Annotated in this window: 14 protein-coding genes, 2 tRNA genes and 2 other RNA genes; 10 read left to right on the top strand and 8 right to left on the bottom strand. The window is 51.7% G+C overall.

All coding sequences use genetic code 11. The annotated features are described in order from the left end of the window. Positions 1-294 precede the first annotated feature (294 nt). From BM373_RS10585 to narI, 4 genes are read left to right on the top strand one after another with little or no spacing between them, the layout of a single operon-like run. Positions 295-4,038 carry a nitrate reductase subunit alpha gene (locus BM373_RS10585; RefSeq protein ID WP_090461398.1) on the top strand — a complete coding sequence of 1,248 codons (3,744 nt, stop codon included), beginning with the start codon at positions 295-297 and terminating at the stop codon, positions 4,036-4,038. Continuing rightward, positions 4,035-5,570 (top strand): nitrate reductase subunit beta, encoded by a 1,536-nt coding sequence (gene narH, locus BM373_RS10580; protein WP_090461397.1) that lies wholly within the window; start codon positions 4,035-4,037, stop codon positions 5,568-5,570. Before BM373_RS10585 ends, narH begins: the two co-directional genes overlap by 4 nt. Beyond that, positions 5,567-6,277, top strand: coding sequence for a nitrate reductase molybdenum cofactor assembly chaperone (gene narJ / locus BM373_RS10575; RefSeq protein WP_090461396.1), 711 nt, complete (start codon positions 5,567-5,569; stop codon positions 6,275-6,277). The genes narH and narJ overlap by 4 nt, the downstream gene beginning before the upstream one ends. Beyond that, positions 6,277-6,954 (top strand): respiratory nitrate reductase subunit gamma, encoded by a 678-nt coding sequence (narI, locus tag BM373_RS10570; protein ID WP_090461395.1) that lies wholly within the window; start codon positions 6,277-6,279, stop codon positions 6,952-6,954. The genes narJ and narI overlap by 1 nt, the downstream gene beginning before the upstream one ends. Before the next feature lie 217 nt (positions 6,955-7,171). On the opposite strand, the gene BM373_RS10565 is transcribed toward narI, so the two are convergent. The 6 genes from BM373_RS10565 to BM373_RS10540 form a co-directional block, all read right to left on the bottom strand. Next, positions 7,172-7,298: non-coding RNA, RtT sRNA (locus BM373_RS10565), on the bottom strand. A 45-nt stretch (positions 7,299-7,343) separates the two neighbouring features. Further along, positions 7,344-7,470: non-coding RNA, RtT sRNA (locus tag BM373_RS10560), on the bottom strand. A gap of 45 nt (positions 7,471-7,515) precedes the next feature. Continuing rightward, positions 7,516-7,600: transfer RNA gene (locus BM373_RS10555), tRNA-Tyr, on the bottom strand. Positions 7,601-7,627: 27 nt separating this feature from the next. Next, a tRNA-Tyr gene (locus BM373_RS10550) sits at positions 7,628-7,712 on the bottom strand. Between the two features lie 140 nt (positions 7,713-7,852). Then, positions 7,853-8,695: a formyltetrahydrofolate deformylase gene (gene purU, locus BM373_RS10545; protein WP_090461394.1), complete on the bottom strand. Its 843-nt coding sequence runs from the start codon at positions 8,693-8,695 to the stop codon at positions 7,853-7,855. A gap of 48 nt (positions 8,696-8,743) precedes the next feature. Further along, complete coding sequence (locus BM373_RS10540; protein WP_090461393.1) at positions 8,744-9,202, bottom strand: YchJ family protein; 459 nt, start codon at positions 9,200-9,202, stop codon at positions 8,744-8,746. A 540-nt stretch (positions 9,203-9,742) separates the two neighbouring features. On the opposite strand from BM373_RS10540, the gene rssB reads away from it, so the two are divergent. Continuing rightward, the gene (gene rssB, locus BM373_RS10535) at positions 9,743-10,756 is read left to right on the top strand and encodes a two-component system response regulator RssB (protein WP_090461392.1); all 1,014 of its coding nucleotides are present in this window, start codon (positions 9,743-9,745) and stop codon (positions 10,754-10,756) included. Positions 10,757-10,955: 199 nt separating this feature from the next. Further along, positions 10,956-11,864 (top strand): UTP--glucose-1-phosphate uridylyltransferase GalU, encoded by a 909-nt coding sequence (gene galU, locus BM373_RS10530; protein ID WP_090461391.1) that lies wholly within the window; start codon positions 10,956-10,958, stop codon positions 11,862-11,864. Between the two features lie 269 nt (positions 11,865-12,133). On the opposite strand, the gene hns is transcribed toward galU, so the two are convergent. Next, entirely contained in the window at positions 12,134-12,547 is a 414-nt protein-coding gene (hns, locus tag BM373_RS10525) for a histone-like nucleoid-structuring protein H-NS (protein ID WP_090461390.1), read from the bottom strand. 547 nt (positions 12,548-13,094) lie between these two features. Between hns and tdk the strand changes: the two genes are divergently transcribed. Beyond that, positions 13,095-13,709 carry a thymidine kinase gene (tdk, locus tag BM373_RS10520; RefSeq protein WP_090461389.1) on the top strand — a complete coding sequence of 205 codons (615 nt, stop codon included), beginning with the start codon at positions 13,095-13,097 and terminating at the stop codon, positions 13,707-13,709. An 86-nt stretch (positions 13,710-13,795) separates the two neighbouring features. On the opposite strand, the gene adhE is transcribed toward tdk, so the two are convergent. Beyond that, positions 13,796-16,474, bottom strand: a complete 2,679-nt coding sequence (gene adhE / locus BM373_RS10515; RefSeq protein ID WP_090461388.1) for a bifunctional acetaldehyde-CoA/alcohol dehydrogenase — start codon at positions 16,472-16,474, stop codon at positions 13,796-13,798. A 470-nt stretch (positions 16,475-16,944) separates the two neighbouring features. Here adhE and BM373_RS10510 point away from each other — a divergent pair, with 470 nt between their 5' ends. The 3 genes from BM373_RS10510 (at position 16,945) to oppB (ending at position 21,020) form a co-directional block, all read left to right on the top strand. Beyond that, positions 16,945-17,592, top strand: a complete 648-nt coding sequence (locus BM373_RS10510) for a YchE family NAAT transporter (protein WP_090461387.1) — start codon at positions 16,945-16,947, stop codon at positions 17,590-17,592. A gap of 766 nt (positions 17,593-18,358) precedes the next feature. Further along, positions 18,359-19,993: an oligopeptide ABC transporter substrate-binding protein OppA gene (gene oppA / locus BM373_RS10505; protein WP_090461386.1), complete on the top strand. Its 1,635-nt coding sequence runs from the start codon at positions 18,359-18,361 to the stop codon at positions 19,991-19,993. 106 nt (positions 19,994-20,099) lie between these two features. Beyond that, on the top strand, positions 20,100-21,020 hold the full coding sequence (gene oppB, locus BM373_RS10500) for an oligopeptide ABC transporter permease OppB (protein ID WP_090461385.1): 921 nt from the start codon (positions 20,100-20,102) through the stop codon (positions 21,018-21,020). The last annotated feature ends 10 nt before the right edge of the window (positions 21,021-21,030 follow it).

Raw genomic sequence — 21,030 nt, 5'->3', positions numbered from 1 at the left:
CGGTGAAAACATTGAGCCGGGTCACAGCAGGAAAACATCTACTCCTTAATACCCCGCCTTGTGAAATATCAGCATACCTTTCAGGGTTGTTTGAGAAAATCCTTTATAAATCAGACAAATAAAAAACAGAACTTTATGCCTCTTTGGGGGTAGAGCTATTAACCCCGTCCTTTTCTAAGCCTGTGTGCCTTGATCGTCATCAATTCCCACGCCCTTTCATAGCGTTAACGTCGCCGCAAATGCAGCAATGTCGATTTACCAGAGAGCCAACAGGCTCCTAACAGGAGAAACCCGATGAGTAAATTCCTGGACCGGTTTCGCTACTTCAAACAGAAGGGCGAAACCTTTGCCGATGGGCATGGCCAGATTCATGAATCAAACCGGGACTGGGAGGACGGATACCGTAACCGCTGGTCGCACGATAAAGTCGTGCGCTCCACGCACGGTGTGAACTGCACCGGGTCTTGCAGCTGGAAGATTTTCGTCAAGAATGGCCTGGTCACCTGGGAAACCCAGCAGACTGACTATCCGCGTACCCGTCCGGATATGCCGAACCACGAACCGCGTGGCTGCCCGCGTGGTGCCAGCTACTCCTGGTACCTTTACAGCGCCAACCGCCTGAAATACCCGCTGATGCGTAAACGCCTGATGAAAATGTGGCGCGAAGCGAAAGTTCAGCACAGCGATCCGGTGACCGCATGGGCTTCCATTATTGAAGACGCCGATAAAGCCAAAAGCTTTAAGCAGGCGCGTGGACGCGGCGGTTTTGTCCGCTCAAGCTGGCAGGAAGTGAACGAGCTGATTGCCGCGTCAAACGTCTACACCGTTAAAACCTACGGCCCGGACCGCGTGGCAGGCTTCTCGCCAATCCCGGCGATGTCGATGGTTTCTTACGCTTCCGGCGCACGCTATCTGTCGCTGATTGGCGGCACCTGCCTGAGCTTCTACGACTGGTATTGCGATTTGCCGCCTGCGTCACCGATGACCTGGGGCGAGCAAACCGACGTGCCGGAATCCGCCGACTGGTATAACTCCAGCTACATCATTGCCTGGGGTTCTAACGTTCCGCAGACCCGTACCCCGGACGCCCACTTCTTCACCGAAGTGCGTTACAAAGGCACCAAAACCGTCGCCGTGACCCCGGACTACGCTGAAATCGCCAAACTGTGCGATTTGTGGCTGGCCCCGAAACAGGGTACTGACTCCGCCATGGCGCTGGCGATGGGCCACGTGATGCTGCGCGAATTCCACCTCGATAACCCGAGCCAGTATTTCACCGACTACGTGCGTCGTTATACCGACATGCCGATGCTGGTAATGCTCGAAGAGCGCGACGGCTACTATGCCGCAGGCCGCATGCTGCGCGCCGCCGATCTGGTGGATGCACTGGGGCAGGAAAATAACCCGCAGTGGAAAACCGTGGCGATCAATGACAGCGGCGAACTGATCGCCCCGAACGGATCGATTGGCTTCCGCTGGGGCGAGAAAGGCAAATGGAACCTGGAGCAGCGTAACGGCACCACCGGTGAAGATGCACAGCTGAACCTGAGTCTGCTTGGCGGGCACGATGATATCGCTGAAGTAGGCTTCCCGTATTTTGGCGGCGAAGGCACTGAGCACTTCAATAAAGTTGAGCTGGAAAACATTCTCCTGCACAAACTGCCGGTGAAACGCCTGCAACTGGCAGATGGTTCCACCGCGCTGGTGACCACCGTTTATGACCTGACCCTGGCCAACTACGGTCTGGATCGCGGCCTGGGCGATGCCAACTGTGCCACCCATTACGACGACATCAAAGCGTACACCCCGGCCTGGGCCGAGCAGATCACCGGCGTACCGCGCGCGCACATTATCCGTACTGCCCGCGAATTTGCCGATAACGCTGATAAAACCCATGGCCGTTCGATGATCATCGTCGGTGCCGGTCTGAACCACTGGTATCACATGGACATGAACTACCGTGGTCTGATCAATATGCTGATTTTCTGCGGCTGCGTTGGTCAGAGCGGCGGCGGCTGGGCGCACTATGTCGGCCAGGAAAAACTGCGTCCGCAGACCGGCTGGACCCCGCTGGCGTTTGCCCTTGACTGGCAGCGTCCGCCGCGTCACATGAACAGCACCTCGTACTTCTATAACCACTCCAGCCAGTGGCGCTATGAGTCGCTGACCGCGCAGGAACTGCTCTCGCCGCTGGCGGATAAATCCCGCTATTCCGGCAACCTGATTGACTTCAACGTGCGCGCTGAGCGTATGGGCTGGCTGCCGTCTGCGCCGCAACTGGGTACCAACCCGCTGCGTATTGCTGCCGATGCGCAAAAAGCCGGCATGAGCGCGGTGGATTACACCGTGAAAGCGCTGAAAGAAGGGAAAATCCGTTTCGCGGCAGAGCAGCCGGAAAACGGTAAAAACCATCCGCGCAACCTGTTCGTCTGGCGTTCAAACCTGCTCGGCTCCTCCGGTAAAGGGCATGAGTACATGCTCAAATATCTGCTCGGCACCGAGAACGGCATTCAGGGCAAAGACCTGGGCAAACAGGGTGCCGTGAAGCCGGAAGAAGTGGAGTGGGTCGATAACGGTCTGGATGGCAAACTGGATCTGGTGGTGACGCTCGATTTCCGTCTGTCGAGCACCTGCCTGTACTCCGATATCGTGCTGCCAACGGCGACCTGGTATGAGAAAGACGACATGAATACCTCGGACATGCATCCGTTTATTCATCCGCTTTCCGCCGCTGTCGATCCGGCGTGGGAATCCAAAAGCGACTGGGAAATCTATAAAGGCATCGCGAAGAAATTCTCCGAAGTCTGCGTGGGTCATCTGGGCGTGGAAACCGACGTGGTGACGCTGCCAATCCAGCATGACTCCGCCGCTGAACTGGCGCAGCCGTTCGACGTGAAAGACTGGAAAAAAGGCGAGTGCGACCTGATCCCTGGCAAAACCGCACCGCACATTATTCCGGTCGAGCGCGACTACCCGGCGACTTACGAGCGCTTTACCTCTATCGGCCCGCTGATGGAGAAAATCGGCAACGGCGGTAAAGGCATCGCGTGGAACACCCAGAGCGAAATGGATCTGCTGCGTAAGCTCAACTACGTGAAGCAGGACGGCCCGGCGAAAGGCCAGCCGATGCTTAACACGGCAATTGATGCCGCAGAGATGATCCTGACGTTAGCGCCGGAAACCAACGGCAAAGTGGCGGTGAAAGCCTGGGCCGCGCTCAGTGAATTTACCGGCCGAGACCACACGCACCTGGCGACCAATAAAGAAGAGGAAAAAATCCGCTTCCGCGATATCCAGGCGCAGCCGCGCAAAATTATTTCCAGCCCGACCTGGTCTGGCCTGGAAGATGAGCATGTCTCTTATAACGCCGGTTACACCAACGTGCATGAGCTGATCCCATGGCGCACGCTGTCAGGCCGTCAGCAGCTTTATCAGGATCACCAGTGGATGCGCGATTTTGGCGAGAGCCTGCTGGTGTACCGTCCGCCGATCGACACCCGTTCGATCAAAGCGGTCATGGGCGAGAAGTCCAACGGCAACCCGGAGAAAGCGCTCAACTTCCTGACGCCGCACCAGAAATGGGGCATTCACTCCACCTACAGCGATAACCTGCTGATGCTGACCCTGTCACGCGGCGGCCCGATTGTCTGGATGAGTGAAGCGGATGCGAAAGATCTCGGCATTGAAGATAACGACTGGATCGAAGTCTTTAACAGCAACGGTGCCCTGACCGCGCGTGCGGTGGTCAGCCAGCGCGTTCCGGCGGGGATGACCATGATGTACCACGCGCAGGAACGTATTGTGAACCTGCCGGGCTCAGAAATTACCGGTCAGCGCGGCGGGATCCATAACTCGGTCACCCGTATCAGCCCGAAACCGACCCATATGATTGGCGGCTATGCGCAGCTGGCGTACGGCTTTAACTACTACGGCACGGTGGGATCTAACCGCGATGAATTCGTGGTGGTGCGTAAGATGAAAAACATTTACTGGCTGGATGGCGAAGGCAATGACCAGGTACAGGAGAGCGTAAAATGAAAATTCGTTCACAAGTCGGCATGGTGCTGAATCTCGACAAGTGCATCGGCTGCCACACCTGTTCCGTCACCTGTAAAAACGTCTGGACCAGCCGTGAAGGGATGGAGTACGCGTGGTTTAACAACGTGGAAACCAAACCGGGCTTAGGCTATCCGAACGACTGGGAAAACCAGGACAAATGGAAAGGCGGCTGGATCCGTAAGATCAACGGTAAACTGCAACCGCGCATGGGTAACCGTGCGCTGCTGTTAGGCAAAATTTTCGCCAACCCGCATCTGCCGGGCATTGATGATTATTACGAGCCGTTTGACTACGACTATCAGAATCTGCATACCGCGCCGGAAAGCAAACACCAGCCGATCGCCCGTCCGCGTTCGCTGATTAGCGGTCAGCGGATGGACAAGATCACCGCCGGACCGAACTGGGAAGAGATTTTAGGCGGGGAGTTTGAAAAACGCGCCAAAGATCAGAACTTCGCAAATATGCAGAAGGCGATGTACGGCCAGTTCGAAAACACCTTCATGATGTACCTGCCGCGTCTGTGCGAGCACTGCCTGAATCCGGCATGCGTGGCGACCTGTCCGAGCGGCGCGATTTACAAGCGTGAAGAAGACGGCATTGTGCTGATCGACCAGGACAAATGCCGTGGCTGGCGCATGTGCGTTACCGGCTGCCCGTACAAAAAAATCTACTTCAACTGGAAGAGCGGTAAATCTGAGAAGTGCATTTTCTGCTACCCGCGCATCGAAGCGGGGATGCCGACTGTGTGCTCCGAAACCTGCGTGGGCCGTATCCGTTATCTCGGCGTGCTGCTGTATGACGCAGATGCGATTGAGAACGCGGCGAGCACCGAGCACGAGAAAGATCTCTACCAGCGTCAGCTTGATGTGTTCCTCGATCCAAACGATCCGAAGGTCATTGAACAGGCGCTGAAAGACGGTGTACCTCAAAGCGTGATCGACGCGGCGCAACAGTCGCCGGTCTACAAAATGGCGATGGACTGGAAGCTGGCGCTGCCGCTGCATCCGGAATACCGCACGCTGCCGATGGTCTGGTACGTGCCGCCGTTGTCACCGATTCAGTCTGCCGCCGACGCGGGCGAACTGGGCAGCAACGGCATTCTGCCGGATGTTGACAGCCTGCGTATCCCGGTTCAGTACCTGGCGAACCTGCTCACCGCAGGGGATACCGCACCGGTACTGCTGGCGCTGAAACGTATGCTGGCGATGCGCCACTTCAAACGTGCTGAAACCGTAGACGGCGTGCTGGATACCCGTGCGCTGGAAGAAGTGGGTCTGAGCGAAGCGCAGGCGCAGGAGATGTATCGCTATCTGGCGATCGCCAACTACGAAGACCGCTTTGTGATCCCAAGCAGCCACCGTGAACTGGCGCGCGACGCCTTCCCGGAAAAAAGCGGCTGTGGTTTCAGCTTTGGCGATGGTTGCCACGGTTCGGACTCGTCTTTCAACCTGTTCAACAGCCGTCGCATTGATGCCATCGACGTGACCAGTAAAACGGAGCCGCATGCATGATTGAGCTAATCGTCATTTCGCGTCTGCTTGAGTACCCGGATGCTGCCTTATGGCAGCACTGTCAGGAACTCTCTGATGAGCTGGCTGGATCGGCCACGCTGGCGCAGGCCGATGCGCAGGCGCTGAACGAGTTTATTGACGCGCTGACCGGGCAGGAATTGCTCGATGCGCAGGCCAGCTACAGCGAACTGTTTGACCGGGGCCGCGCCACCTCACTGCTGCTGTTTGAGCACGTGCACGGTGAGTCCCGCGATCGCGGGCAGGCGATGGTGGATTTGATGGCGCAGTATGAGCGCCATGGCTTGCATCTCGACAGCCGCGAGCTGCCGGATCATCTGCCGCTCTATCTGGAGTATCTGGCGCAGTTGCCTGCCGACGAAGCGCTGGGAGGATTGCAGGATGTCGCGCCGATCCTGGCGCTGCTCAGTGCACGTCTGCAACAGCGTGAAAGCCGGTACGCGGTGCTGTTCGGCGTGCTGCTGAATCTGGCGAATACCACCATCGACAGCGAAAAAGTGGCGGAGAAAATTGCCAGCGAAGCCCGCGATGACACGCCGCAGGCGTTAGATGCGGTGTGGGAAGAGGAGCAGGTGAAATTCTTTGCTGAGCAGAGCTGCGGCGAATCGGACATCTCTGCGCACCAGCGCCGCTTTGCCGGGGCGGTTGCCCCGCAATATCTGAATATCTCTAACGGGGGACAGCAATAATGCAATTCCTGAATATGTTCTTCTTTGACATCTACCCGTACGTGGCTGGCACCGTGTTTCTGGTCGGGAGCTGGCTGCGCTATGACTACGGGCAGTATAGCTGGCGCGCAGGCTCCAGCCAGATGCTGGATCGCAAGGGGATGAACCTGGCGTCTAACCTGTTCCATATCGGTATCCTGGGGATTTTTGCCGGGCACTTACTGGGGATGCTGACGCCGCACTGGATGTATGAATCCTTCCTGCCGATCGATGTGAAGCAGAAAATGGCGATGTTTGCAGGCGGTGCCTGCGGCGTGATGACGCTGGTGGGCGGTTTGCTGCTGCTTAAACGTCGTCTGTTCAGTCCGCGTATCAGAGCGACCACCACCGGGGCGGATATTCTGATCCTCACCCTGCTGATGGTGCAGTGTGCGCTGGGCCTGCTGACAATCCCGTTCTCCGCGCAGCATATGGATGGCAGCGAGATGATGAAGCTGGTGGGCTGGGCGCAGTCTGTGGTGACGTTCCATGGCGGCGCATCGACGCACCTCGACGGCGTGGCGTTTATTTTCCGTGTGCACCTTGTGCTTGGGATGACGCTGTTCGTGCTGTTCCCGTTCTCGCCCCTGGTGCATATCTGGAGCGCGCCGGTGGAGTATTTGACGCGTAAGTACCAGGTGGTACGCGCCCGCCGCTGAGTTTTCCCCTCACCCCAACCCTCTCCCCTCGGGAGAGGGAGCAAACCCCGCACCGACTCCGGCTCCGCCTTTTCCCTCTCCCTCAGGGAGAGGTACAAGTCCAACTCCGGCTCCGCCTTTTTCCCTCTCCCTCAGGGAGAGGGTCAGGGTGAGGGTGTCTCCAGATAGCATTCATCCCGCCACAATATTCACCGTATGGAGTTAATGAAGCATTGTGCTGAACTGGGGGAAGGATTACTCGGCTGCGCCTCGCCCTTCGGGTCGTTGCCTGCGGCAACGCTTTCTCGCTATGCTCGAATCGAACCTTAGTCGAAGCTTCTCATCCTTCCCCGTACGGAGAATTATGAAGCAGAGGCGTTGTCGCTGAATTGGGATGATCTAAAGAGAGATGGTGGTGGGGGAAGGATTACTCGGCTGCGCCTCGCCCTTCGGGTCGTTGCCTGCGGCAACGCTTTCTCGCTATGCTCGAATCGAACCTTAGTCGAAGCTTCTCATCCTTCCCCGTACGGAGAATTATGAAGTAGAGGTGTTGTCGTTGAATTGGGGTGATCTAAAGAGAGATGGTGGTGGGGGAAGGATTCGAACCTTCGAAGTCGATGACGGCAGATTTACAGTCTGCTCCCTTTGGCCGCTCGGGAACCCCACCAGGGGTAATTCATATTGTCTGAAGAGATGGTGGTGGGGGAAGGATTCGAACCTTCGAAGTCGATGACGGCAGATTTACAGTCTGCTCCCTTTGGCCGCTCGGGAACCCCACCACGGGGTAATGCTTATACTGGCCTGCTTCCGGCTGGGAAGCGGGGCGCATCATATCAAATGACGCGCCCGTGTAAAGTATTCCTTTGATAAAACGAATTGTTTGCCTGAATTTTATGCGTAACGCAGCAAAGCTAAACAATTAAAGAATAATGGTGCGGTTACCGTAAACAAAGACACGTTGCGCCAGCACCTGGTAAAGCGCGCGGCTTAATACATTCTTTTCCACATCGCGTCCGGCACGCATCATATCTTCAGCGGTATACGTGTGATCGACATGAATAACGTCCTGCATGATGATCGGGCCTTCATCCAGGTTATCGTTCACGTAGTGCGCGGTGGCACCAATAATCTTCACGCCGCGCTCGTAAGCCTGGTGGTAAGGGCGCGCGCCAATAAAGGCTGGCAGGAATGAATGGTGGATATTGATAATTTTGTTCGGGAAGCGGGAAACAAATTCCGGCGTTAACACGCGCATATATTTTGCCAGCACAACATAATCCGGCTGGTGCGCTTCAATGGCCTGCGCCATCAATTCATCATGCTCTGCGCGCGTGTGACCTTCGTGACTGACCAGCTCGAACGGAATATCAAAACGCTCCACCAGTGTGCGCAGGGTGTCGTGATTACCAATGACCGCCGCAATATCGACATCCAGCCCACCGTAATTGGCTTTCATTAATAGATCGCCCAGGCAATGCGCTTCTTTAGTGACCAGAATAACGACGCGACGACGGCCTGCGGGGGTTAATTCGCGGATGGAACCTTCCGGCAACGCGCTATCCAGATCGGCGAGCAGAGTGGCATCGTTGAAAATACCTTCAAGCTCGGTGCGCATAAAGAAGCGACCGGTACGGTGATCGACAAATTCATTGTTCTGCACAATGTTCAGTTCGTGCTTGTAACAAATATTGGTGATGCGCGCGATGAGGCCTTTCTGATCGGGACAAATGGTGCGCAGTACTTTTCGTTGTAGTGAATGCATTGCCGGGGAAATCCTGTTGAGGTGTTTGCTGTTAAGGTGACGCTGGGTTTATTGCCCGCAACACTTTTTAAATTTTTTACCCGATCCGCAAGGACAGGGGTCGTTACGACCAAACTGCGGACGCGTACCGTCAATATAATACCATTGGCCGTTTTCTTTCAAAAAACGCGACCGCTCAATAATAGCGCCGGGTTTGCCTTGCTCATTAAACCGCGCGACAAAGCTGACATAACCTTCGTTATCGTTGCTGCCACTGGCTGTGTCGAAAATGGTCAGGCCCAGCCATTCGGTCTGCGCAAAGCCATTTTCGATATCCTGACGGAACGCTGACGCCTCGCAGGAGGGGTGCCAGGTTTTAATCAGATAGTCTGCCTGTTTAAGGACAAAGGCGCAGTAACGGGAACGCATGAGTTGCGAGGGTTCAGGCGCAACCTGTTCACCAGAAAGATAACGTTGGCAACATACGCTATACTCCTGTGCGCTACCACAGGGACAAGATTGAGACAAAATTGATATCCTGCAAAATGACGGCGCAACCGCGCCTGGGTGGCACTATGTTAACTGAGCGATAGCATTGTTGCTATGCCTGGGCATCGGGGATGTAAAACAAACAGAATGTGTAACGCAACGTACAGGCTGATAAAAGGCATAATTAACGCCCGGTACGGGTCAGACAGTGATCTGTTAAGCAATTTATGGCATAACTGTATTTACCGCTGCGGTTTGCTTACCGAAGCGGCGCAACATTACATCGCATTCCTCGCAAAAACGCTCCGGCGCGGGCTCACGCGCCACTGTATAGCAGTAAACGCAGCGGGAACCCTCATAACTGTTCGATGCCTACAGCTTTTAATCGATTTTAGAAGAGGCTGGGGCCAGGTGTTATGTCGTTGCAATCAATGACTAAGCACGTGACAGACACAACGGCGACAAAATAAGCAGACGCACCATTAAGCAGTAACTTTTTCTATGACTTCAGCAAAATCTGACAGGCGCTGGGCGCAATAGCATGCCACTATTGAACTATCGCAAGGCAGGGGAGAGAACATGACGCAGCCATTAGCCGGAAAACACATTTTGATCGTAGAGGACGAGCCCGTTTTCCGATCGCTGCTGGATTCCTGGCTATCTTCTTTGGGAGCAACCACCTCACTGGCCATTGACGGCGTTGATGCGCTTGAGATTATGTCTTCTGTGACCGCTGATTTAATGATTTGCGATCTCGCGATGCCGCGGATGAATGGCCTTAAACTGGTTGAGCATTTACGCAATAAAGGCGATCAAATCCCCATTCTGGTTATTTCGGCAACAGAAAATATGGCCGATATCGCCCGTGCGCTACGTCTGGGCGTTCAGGACGTATTACTTAAACCGGTCAAAGATTTTAATCGTCTTCGTGAGACGGTATTTGCCTGCCTGTATCCCAATATGTTTAATTCGCGCGTTGAAGAAGAGGAACGACTTTTCCAGGACTGGGATGCGCTGGTTAGCGATCCGCGGGCGGCAGCAAAATTATTGCAAGAGCTCCAGCCACCTGTGCAGCAAGTTTTATCTCATTGCCGGGTTAATTATCGCCAGCTGGTTTCCGCAGATAAGCCCGGACTCGTGCTCGATATTGCACCATTATCAGATAATGACCTCGCATTTTATTGCCTTGATGTAACCCGTGCCGGTGATAACGGTGTGTTAGCCGCATTATTATTGCGGGCATTGTTTAATGGGTTATTACAGGAGCAGCTTTCGCAACAGCGTCAGCGTCTGCCAGAACTGGGCAGCCTGTTAAAACAGGTCAATCAACTGCTGCGTCAGGCTAATTTACCAGGACAATTTCCTCTGCTGGTCGGTTATTACCATAGCGAGCTTAAAAATTTGATCCTGGTTTCTGCAGGACTTAACGCAACGCTAAATACGGATGAGCACCAAATTCAGATCAACAGCGGGGTGCCGCTGGGGACATTAGGAAATGCTTATCTGAATCAAATAAGCCAGCACTGCGAGGCCTGGCAATGTCAGGTATGGGGTTCCGGTGGGCGTTTAAGATTAATGTTGTCTGCGGAATGAGCAAACGCAGGGTGGAACGCATTTAGCTTTACCCCTGCAACACCCCTGGTGGTAGTATCTGAGCAGTTTTCTAGTCATTTTCTTAATTAAGCATGATGACGTTCATTTCAGACCAGACCCACGGTTGGGTACTGATATACTTAAAAACGTTATTCATTTATGTACATGTTCTAAGTGTGAACAGTCCAGGAGATTTTCAATGGCTGCCCTAAATTCGAAAGTTACAAAAGCAGTTATCCCGGTTGCGGGATTAGGAACCAGGATGTTGCCAGCCACTAAGGCAATCCCTAAAGAGATGCTGCCACTGGTTGACAAACCATTAATTCAATATGTGGTGAATGAATGTATCGCAGCGGGAATTACAGAAATTGTTCTGGTGACGCATTCATCTAAGAATTCCATTGAGAACCACTTCGATACCAGTTTTGAACTCGAAGCGATGCTGGAAAAACGCGTTAAGCGCCAGTTGCTCGAAGAAGTTCAGTCTATCTGTCCGCCGCACGTGACCATCATGCAGGTGCGTCAGGGGCTGGCAAAGGGTCTGGGTCACGCAGTGCTGTGTGCTCACCCGGTGGTTGGAGATGAGCCGGTAGCGGTTATCCTGCCAGACGTTATTCTGGACGAATTTGAATCCGATCTCTCGCAGGATAACCTTGCAGAGATGATTCAGCGCTTTGATGAGACGGGCTGCAGCCAGATCATGGTTGAGCCGGTTGAAGACGTTACCGCTTATGGCGTAGTTGACTGCAAAGGCGCAACCCTGAATCCAGGTGAAAGCGTACCGATGGTCGGGGTGGTTGAGAAGCCGAAAGCGAATGTCGCGCCTTCTAACCTCGCGGTAGTTGGCCGTTATGTGCTGAGCGCGGAAATCTGGCCACTGCTGGCAAAAACGCCTCCGGGAGCAGGTGATGAAATTCAGCTCACCGATGGCATTGATATGCTGATCGAAAAAGAAACCGTCGAAGCTTATCATATGAAAGGCAAAAGCCATGACTGTGGTAATAAGCTTGGATATATGCAGGCTTTTGTTGAATACGGTATTCGCCACAAGACGCTGGGCGAAGAATTTAAAACCTGGCTTGAAGATGTAATGGGACTTAAGAAGTAAGTCACATTCCCGACTCGTCTGGTGCAAGCCGGAGATAACTGCTAAGAAGCAGATTATCTCCGGCTTTTTTATTGCTACTTGTTTCTTTTTGCAGTTATTTGCGTGATCGGCATCGATTTCTGCCAGCCGTAAAATAAAGGCTGTATTGAATAAAAATTTACCCTGGTGCCTGGTTTTTCAACAGTAATGTTCAGGAAGGGTAATGAAAGACTGAGGTAACACCAAAAAAAATCCCGCCAGCGGCGGGATTTTGGAAGAGGGGCTGAAGATTAATCCTTGATCAGGAAATCGTCCAGTTGCTTGCCCTGATCGTCCATGGCTTTCTTAATAACAGCCGGAGTACGACCCTGGCCGGTCCAGGTTTTAGTTTCGCCGTTTTCGTCGACGTAGCTATATTTAGCCGGACGTGCAGCGCGTTTAGCTTTAGTTCCTACTTTCGCTGCTGCCATGCTGTTCAGCAGTTCATTAGGATCAATACCGTCAGCAATCAGCATTTCACGATATTGCTGCAGTTTACGCGTGCGCTCTTCGATTTCAGCTGCCTGAGCATTTTCTTCTTCACGACGCTCATTAACGACGACTTCTAATTTTTCCAGCATTTCTTCAAGCGTTTCCAGGGTGCATTCTCTTGCCTGCGCACGAAGAGTACGGATGTTGTTCAGAATTTTAAGTGCTTCGCTCATTTTAGTAATCTCAAACTTATATTGGGGTGGTTTGTTGAGCTAATAATAGAGCGTTAAATTGTGATGTGCAATAGCTGAGAATGTAAGGAATTCAAAATTGCCTGTTATTTTCGATGGCAATTAATAACGCTATCCTAAATTTTCGCTTAAAAATGCGCGGCTGAAAGCTGTACTAACAGGGTAAAACATGTGCCTGCTGGCAAAGTGGATAAGCCATTTTTTGATTAACCAACAAAACGTTAAAGTCGCTCTGGATAAATATCAACCTTTCCTATTAGTCAGCCTTGTTACAGATAAGCTCAAATCATTAATACTTTCTTAATCTGATGCAGGATGCAGACATCATAAAAAAGCAATAAGCGGGGAACTGCGCGCTTAATAGCGCTGTTTCTTTGGCAGCAACAATCAGACTTATCGTCAGTATCTATAATCAGCGACGGTTAAAGTGCGTAGAAATCACGTTTATGAGACGTAGCGGCGGTGCCCTCACAAAATATGGTACAATCGGGCATTGCAATAATACACTTTGATTGGGGTTTTGCGGCCAATGGCACAGCTTTATTTCTACTACTCAGCAATGAATGCAGGTAAATCTACCGCCTTGTTACAGTCTTCCTACAATTACCAGGAAAGAGGGATGCGCTCGGTGGTTTATACCGCAGAAATTGACGATCGCTTCGGTTCTGGCAAGGTCAGCTCCCGTATCGGCCTGTCGTCGCCTGCTAAGTTATTTAATCAGCAGTCTGCCCTGTTTGACGAGATAAGCGCGGAGCATAGCCGACAGCCGGTTCATTGCGTGCTGGTCGATGAGTGCCAGTTTTTAACCCGCGAGCAGGTTCATGCCTTATCTGAAGTTGTCGATCAACTGGATATCCCGGTGCTGTGTTACGGGCTGCGTACTGATTTTCGCGGCGAGCTGTTTACCGGCAGCGAATATTTGCTGGCGTGGGCGGATAAGCTTGTCGAATTAAAAACTATCTGCTTTTGTGGGCGTAAAGCCAGTATGGTTTTAAGACTGGATGAAAGTGGGCGACCTTTTGATGAAGGTGAGCAGGTAGTCATTGGTGGCAACGAGCGATATGTGTCGGTATGCCGCAAGCATTACAAAGAAGCGCTCGCTGAAGGCTCTCTGACGGAGATTCAAAAGCGGGTGCGGGGGTAGGCTTAACTTAACCTTAAGTCCTCTCAGAATGCGTTTGAAGCAATAAAAAAACCCGCCAACTGGCGGGTTTTTATTAATGCGGATAATTAAGCCGTTTTCTTCGCTTTCTTATCAGCTTTTACCGGAGCAATTTCAACGTTGGCTGATGCAGCATCGCCTTCTTTGAACTCACGACCGTAGTAAGTATCCAGCAGAATCTGTTTCAGTTCGGAGATCAGCGGGTAACGCGGGTTAGCGCCAGTACACTGGTCATCGAATGCATCTTCAGACAGTTTGTCCACATGAGCCAGGAAGTCAGCTTCCTGAACGCCTGCTTCACGGATTGATTTCGGAATACCCAGCTCAGCTTTGATGGAATCCAGCCATGCCAGCAGTTTCTCGATCTTCGCAGCAGTGCGGTCGCCCGGTGCGCTCAGACCCAGGTGGTCGGCGATTTCAGCATAACGACGACGCGCTTGCGGGCGATCGTACTGGCTGAATGCTGTCTGCTTGGTCGGGTTGTCATTCGCGTTATAGCGGATAACGTTGGAAATCAACAGGGCGTTTGCCAGACCGTGTGGAATGTGGAACTGAGAACCCAGTTTGTGCGCCATAGAGTGGCACACGCCCAGGAAGGCGTTCGCAAACGCGATACCAGCAATGGTAGCCGCGTTATGTACACGCTCACGAGCAACCGGGTTTTTCGCGCCTTCGTTATAAGACGTTGGCAGGTTTTCTTTCAGCAGTTTCAGTGCCTGCAGAGCCTGACCGTCAGAGAATTCGCTCGCCAGTACAGAAACGTAAGCTTCCAGTGCGTGAGTAACCGCATCCAGACCACCGAAGGCACACAGTGACTTAGGCATATCCATCACCAGGTTGGCATCAACAATCGCCATATCCGGGGTCAGAGCGTAGTCTGCCAGCGGGTATTTCTGACCAGTTGCATCGTCGGTTACAACTGCAAACGGCGTTACTTCAGAACCGGTACCGGAAGTGGTGGTGACGGCGATCATTTTCGCTTTCACACCCATTTTCGGGAACTTGTAGATACGTTTACGGATGTCCATAAAGCGCAGCGCCAGTTCTTCAAAGTGAGTTTCCGGATGTTCGTACATCACCCACATGATTTTCGCAGCATCCATCGGGGAACCACCACCCAGCGCGATGATCACGTCTGGTTTGAAGGAGTTCGCCAGTTCTGCACCTTTACGCACAACGGAGAGTGTCGGGTCAGCTTCAACTTCAAAGAAGACTTCTGTTTCAACGCCGGCCGCTTTCAGTACAGAGGTGATCTGATCCGCGTAACCGTTATTGAACAGGAAGCGGTCAGTTACGATCATGGCGCGTTTGTGGCCATCAGTAATCACTTCGTCCAGCGCGATTGGCAGAGAGCCACGGCGGAAGTAGATAGATTTCGGAAGTTTATGCCACAACATGTTTTCAGCTCGCTTAGCAACGGTTTTCTTGTTGATCAGGTGCTTAGGCCCAACGTTTTCAGAGATGGAGTTACCACCCCATGAACCGCAGCCCAGTGTCAGAGACGGTGCGAGTTTGAAGTTGTACAGGTCACCGATACCACCCTGAGAAGCCGGGGTATTGATCAGAATACGTGCAGTCTTCATTTTGTCGCCGAAGAACTTAACGCGCTCTGGTTGGTTATCCTGGTCGGTGTAAAGGCAAGAGGTGTGGCCGATGCCGCCCATCTCAACCAGTTTTTCTGCTTTGACCACGGCGTCTTCGAAGTCTTTCGCGCGGTACATCGCAAGCGTCGGGGACAGTTTTTCGTGTGCAAACGGTTCGCTGTCATCAACAACGGTGACTTCACCGATGAGGATTTTGGTGTTTGCCGGCACGGTAAAGCCCGCCAGTTCAGCAATTTTGGTTGCAGGCTGGCCTACGATTGCAGCATTCAGTGCACCGTTTTTCAGAATGATATTCTGCACGGCTTTCAGTTCTTCGCCCTGCAGCATGTAGCCGCCATGGCTGGCAAAACGTTCGCGGACAGCATCGTATGCGGAATCAACCACAATGACAGACTGCTCGGACGCACAGATGACGCCATTATCGAAGGTTTTGGACATCAGGATTGAAGCAACAACGCGTTTGATGTCAGCAGTTTCGTCAACCACAACCGGGGTGTTACCTGCGCCTACACCGATAGCAGGTTTACCGGAGCTGTATGCAGCTTTAACCATGCCCGGACCACCGGTCGCCAGGATCATGTTGATATCCGGGTGATGCATCAGTGCGTTAGACAGTTCAACAGAAGGCTGATCGATCCAACCAATCAGATCTTTCGGTGCGCCCGCAGCGATTGCTGCTTGCAGAACAATATCTGCCGCTTTGTTGGTGGCATCTTTTGCACGTGGGTGCGGAGAGAAGATGATCCCATTACGGGTTTTCAGACTGATGAGAGATTTAAAGATTGCGGTTGAGGTCGGGTTAGTGGTGGGGACGATACCGCAGATAATACCGATAGGTTCGGCAATAGTGATGGTACCAAAAGTGTCGTCTTCAGACAGCACACCGCAGGTTTTCTCATCTTTATAGGCGTTGTAGATATATTCAGAAGCGAAGTGGTTCTTGATCACTTTATCTTCAATGATACCCATTCCAGATTCGGCAACGGCCAGTTTGGCAAGAGGAATACGAGCATCAGCGGCAGCCAGAGCGGCGGCACGGAAGATCTTATCGACTTGTTCTTGAGTAAAGTTGGCATATTCACGCTGGGCTTTTTTAACGCGTTCTACGAGTGCGTTAAGTTCAGCGACATTAGTAACGGCCATAATGCTCTCCTGATAATGTTAAACTCTTTTAGTAAATCAGTTGCTCGAAAAGACAGTATAGTCAACACCGACACGCACTTCATTGCTATTTAAATACAACAACTTAGCGAATCTTAATCACCCCTGATTTACTAAAAGAGCCTCACCTCAAGCATCTACTGTATATAACGCTATACTCCCTGGCGGCGTAAGTAAGGTTACTCACTTCTGAGTAGCGAATTCGTGATCTAAATCAAAAATTCACTAAGCTGACACCTTTCAGCAAGGGGTTTCTGACCAATTACATCAAATGTTAATAATTTACAGTATTTATTAAAGTGTGATTATCATAGTTCCTACAGGAAAATAACAGTCTCTAATAATAGCGAATTTACGGATATTTCTGGTGAACTATGCTGTCAATCGGCGTATCTTCAGCGCGGTTTTAATAATGATTTTTGTGCCTTTACTGCAATTGTGCGGAGCCTGACGTGATTCAGACGTTATTTGACTTTCCAACCTACTCAAAGTTTTTTATTGGCCTCTTTGCGTTGGTGAACCCGGTGGGCATTATTCCGGTATTCATCAGCATGACCAGCTACCAGACTGCGGCCGCGAGGAATAAAACCAACCTGACAGCCAACCTGTCAGTGGCCATTATTTTGCTTACGTCTCTCTTTTTAGGTAACGGTATCCTTGGTCTGTTTGGGATTTCCATCGACTCCTTCCGCATTGCAGGCGGGATCCTGGTTGTCACCATCGCGATGTCGATGATTAGCGGCAAGCTGGGGGAAGATAAACAGAACAAACAGGAAAAGTCAGAGACGGCGATCCGGGAGAGTATTGGCGTTGTGCCGCTGGCGCTCCCACTCATGGCGGGGCCCGGGGCGATAAGTTCAACGATTGTCTGGGGCACGCGCTATCACAGCTGGACGCATCTTATCTGTTTTTCTATTGCGATTGCTTTGTTTGCCATCTGCTGCTGGGGCGTATTCCGCCTTGCACCATGGCTTGTGCGCCTTTTAGGGCAGACAGGGATCAACGTGATTACCCGTATCATGGGTCTTTTGCTGATGGCACTGGGCATTGAATTTATTGTGACCGGTCTGAAATCAATTTTTCCAGGGCTACTGGCATAATCAACTTTCATTCGAAAATGGAGCTTATTAGCTCCGTTTTCTCATTAATATTAGTAAATCATATAACTAAAGTTGAAAAAATACTCAAATATAATATATTCCGCCTGTCTGCAATAATTCTTTATTATCATCCAGTTACCTATTCCCCCTCCCTTCATCTGTACATTATTGACGCACTTACACTGTTATTTCGCTCACACGATACTCTTGGGCTTGCTGTAAGATAATTGAAATGATATTAGTAATTTCAGCATTCGGGCAGAGGAATGTGCTAAATAGTCGTCAATTGTTACTTTTTTGTGTAAAAAACAGACAAAAACATTCAGATACGTCGTTGTTTGTCTGTCAGACGTACAATTCCTTGAGTTACAACGGGTTATTTTTAATTTCCCACTTTCATTGCCGTATGCGACGCGTTAAATCTTGCGCTAAAAGAGAATTGGTTAACAAATTTGCAAATTGTATTGGCACCAGGTAATCGCTTTTGATACTTTCCGCCCTTATATTTCGCACGTGAATAAGTACAGATGGGAATCATTTTCAACCTGAAGCTCATCGTCAGTGAACAAACGCGTCTCATCACAGGGGAGGCGCGCAATAATCGACAAAAGGTTGCCAGACGAGCAATCCGTAATAATAAAGTCGGTGATAGCAAGAAAAAACGCCTGACAGTAGCAAAAGCTCCTGCGCTGTACAGGAACCCATAAATGGGTAGGAAACGGGCTGTTTAACAGCCGGTAATTATAATGATCGGAGTCTCAACACAATGTCCATCATCACGAAAAAAAGTTTAGTAGCGGCAGGGATTTTAACTGCGCTGATCGCAGGGAATGTCGCCATGGCGGCAGACGTTCCGGCCGGTGTGCAACTGGCAGAGAAGCAAACGTTAGTCCGTAATAATGGCGCAGAACCGCAATCTCTCGATCCGAATAAAATCGAAGGCGTACCGGAATCCAACGTCAGCCGCGACCTGTTCGAAGGTCTGTTGATTACTTCTCCGGTTGACGGTCACCCGATTCCGGGCGTAGCCGAAAAGTGGGAAAACAAAGATTTTAAAGTCTGGACATTCCATCTGCGTAAAGATGCAAAATGGTCCAACGGCGAACCGGTTACCGCACAGGATTTCGTCTATAGCTGGCAGCGTCTGGTCGATCCGGCTACCGCTTCACCTTATGCAAGCTATCCGCAGTACGGCCACATCGTAAACGTTGATGCCATCATTGACGGTAAAATGAAACCCAGCGAACTCGGCGTAAAAGCCATTGATGATAAAACGCTGGAAGTAACCCTGAGCGAACCCGTTCCTTATTTCTACAAATTGCTGGTTAACCCGGCCATGTCACCGGTAAATAAAACCGCCATCGAAAAATTCGGCGAAAAATGGACCCAACCGGCCAATATCGTCAGCAACGGCGCATTCAAATTACAGGATTGGGTTGTTAACGAACGTATCGTAATGGTGCGTAACACCAATTACTGGAACAATGCCAAAACCGTTCTCAACCAGATCACTTTCCTGCCAATCTCCTCTGAAGTCACTGACGTGAACCGCTACCGCAGCGGTGAGATTGACATGACTTATAACAACCTGCCGATCGAACTGTTCCAGAAACTGAAAAAAGAGATCCCGCAGGAAGTGCACGTCGATCCGTATCTGTGCACCTATTATTATGAAATCAACAACCAGAAAGCCCCGTTCACCGATGCGCGCGTACGTACCGCACTGAAACTGGGTCTGGATCGCGACATCATTACCAACAAAGTGAAAGCGCAGGGCGATCTGCCAGCATATGGTTACACCCCGCCGTATACCGATGGCGCGACGTTGACCAAGCCGGAATGGTTTGGCTGGACGCAGGAAAAACGTAACGAAGAAGCGAAAAAACTGCTTGCTGAAGCCGGTTATACCAAAGAAAAACCGCTGACCTTCAACCTGCTCTATAACACCTCCGATCTGCACAAAAAACTGGCTATCGCTGCCTCTTCTATCTGGGCGAAAAACCTCGGTGTTAACGTGAAGCTGGTGAACCAGGAGTGGAAAACCTTCCTCGATACCCGTCATCAGGGTAACTTCGACGTTGCGCGTGCGGGCTGGTGTGCGGATTACAACGAACCGACCTCCTTCCTGAACACCATGCTTTCTGGCAGCTCCATGAACACCGCGCATTATAAGAGCCCGGCGTTCGACAGCATCATGGCGGAAGCCGTGAAAGCTGGCGATGAAGCACAGCGTTCCGCGCTGTACGACAAAGCAGAGCAGCAGTTAGGTAAAGATTCTGCGATCGTTCCGGTTTATTACTACGTGAACGCCAGACTGGTGAAACCCTGGGTTGGCGGTTATTCCGGTAAAGACCCGATGGATAACGTTTACGCGAAAGATCTCTACGTTATCAAACATTAATGGCAATACATGGGGCAGGGCGTGACCGCATAAAATCGCGGGGCCGCCTTGCCCCATCGTGTCTTATTTCATCGCATGCCAAGGCACAGGCCAGAAGGTACGGGCAATGTTAAAATTTATTCTACGTCGTTGTCTGGAAGCAATTCCGACACTCTTTATTCTAATTACAATCTCCTTCTTCATGATGCGTCTCGCGCCGGGAAGTCCTTTTACCAGCGAGCGCGCGCTGCCGCCGGAAGTCATGGCGAACATTGAAGCGAAGTATCATTTAAACGATCCGATCCTCACTCAGTATTTCAGCTATCTGAAACAACTGGCGCATGGCGATTTTGGGCCGTCATTCAAATACAAAGATTATTCCGTTAACGATCTGGTCGCTGGCAGTTTCCCTGTTTCCGCAAAATTAGGCGCTGCTGCATTTATTCTGGCGGTGGTCTTCGGCGTGGCCGCAGGGGTCATCGCCGCGTTAAAACAGAATACCAGGTGGGATTATACGGTCATGGGTTTTGCGATGACCGGGGTGGTTATACCCAGTTTTGTCGTCGCGCCCTTACTGGTGCTCATTTTTGCGATAACCCTGAAATGGTTACCGGCCGGGGGATGGAACGGCGGGGCACCTAAATTTATGATCCTGCCAATGGTGGCCCTGTCCCTGGCCTATATCGCCAGCATTGCGCGTATCACCCGTGGATCGATGATTGAAGTGCTGCACTCCAACTTTATCCGCACCGCCCGCGCAAAAGGCCTGCCGATGCGCCGCATCATTTTCCGTCACGCTCTGAAACCAGCGCTGCTGCCCGTACTCTCGTACATGGGCCCGGCGTTTGTCGGCATCATTACCGGCTCAATGGTTATCGAAACCATTTACGGTCTGCCAGGCATTGGCCAGCTGTTTGTTAACGGCGCGCTGAACCGTGATTACTCACTGGTGCTGAGCCTGACGATTCTGGTGGGTACGCTAACTATTCTGTTTAACGCGATTGTTGACGTGCTGTACGCCGTTATCGATCCGAAAATCCGTTATTAACACTGGAGTA

The sequence above is a fragment of the Enterobacter sp. kpr-6 genome (genome assembly GCF_900116015.1).
GTDB lineage: Bacteria > Pseudomonadota > Gammaproteobacteria > Enterobacterales > Enterobacteriaceae > Enterobacter_D.
Note: the sequence above shows the minus strand (reverse complement) of the source record. Positions and strands in the feature narration are given on the sequence as shown.

Bases quoted from the DNA above. Each gene is read 5' to 3' on its own strand.
- narH (WP_090461397.1), top strand. From the start codon at position 4,035: ATGAAAATTCGTTCACAAGTCGGCATGGTGCTGAATCTCGACAAGTGC.
- BM373_RS10585 (WP_090461398.1), top strand. From the start codon at position 295: ATGAGTAAATTCCTGGACCGGTTTCGCTACTTCAAACAGAAGGGCGAA.
- purU (WP_090461394.1), bottom strand. From the start codon at position 8,695: ATGCATTCACTACAACGAAAAGTACTGCGCACCATTTGTCCCGATCAG.
- narI (WP_090461395.1), top strand. From the start codon at position 6,277: ATGCAATTCCTGAATATGTTCTTCTTTGACATCTACCCGTACGTGGCT.
- oppA (WP_090461386.1), top strand. From the start codon at position 18,359: ATGTCCATCATCACGAAAAAAAGTTTAGTAGCGGCAGGGATTTTAACT.
- rssB (WP_090461392.1), top strand. From the start codon at position 9,743: ATGACGCAGCCATTAGCCGGAAAACACATTTTGATCGTAGAGGACGAG.
- tdk (WP_090461389.1), top strand. From the start codon at position 13,095: ATGGCACAGCTTTATTTCTACTACTCAGCAATGAATGCAGGTAAATCT.
- oppB (WP_090461385.1), top strand. From the start codon at position 20,100: ATGTTAAAATTTATTCTACGTCGTTGTCTGGAAGCAATTCCGACACTC.
- galU (WP_090461391.1), top strand. From the start codon at position 10,956: ATGGCTGCCCTAAATTCGAAAGTTACAAAAGCAGTTATCCCGGTTGCG.
- adhE (WP_090461388.1), bottom strand. From the start codon at position 16,474: ATGGCCGTTACTAATGTCGCTGAACTTAACGCACTCGTAGAACGCGTT.
- narJ (WP_090461396.1), top strand. From the start codon at position 5,567: ATGATTGAGCTAATCGTCATTTCGCGTCTGCTTGAGTACCCGGATGCT.
- hns (WP_090461390.1), bottom strand. From the start codon at position 12,547: ATGAGCGAAGCACTTAAAATTCTGAACAACATCCGTACTCTTCGTGCG.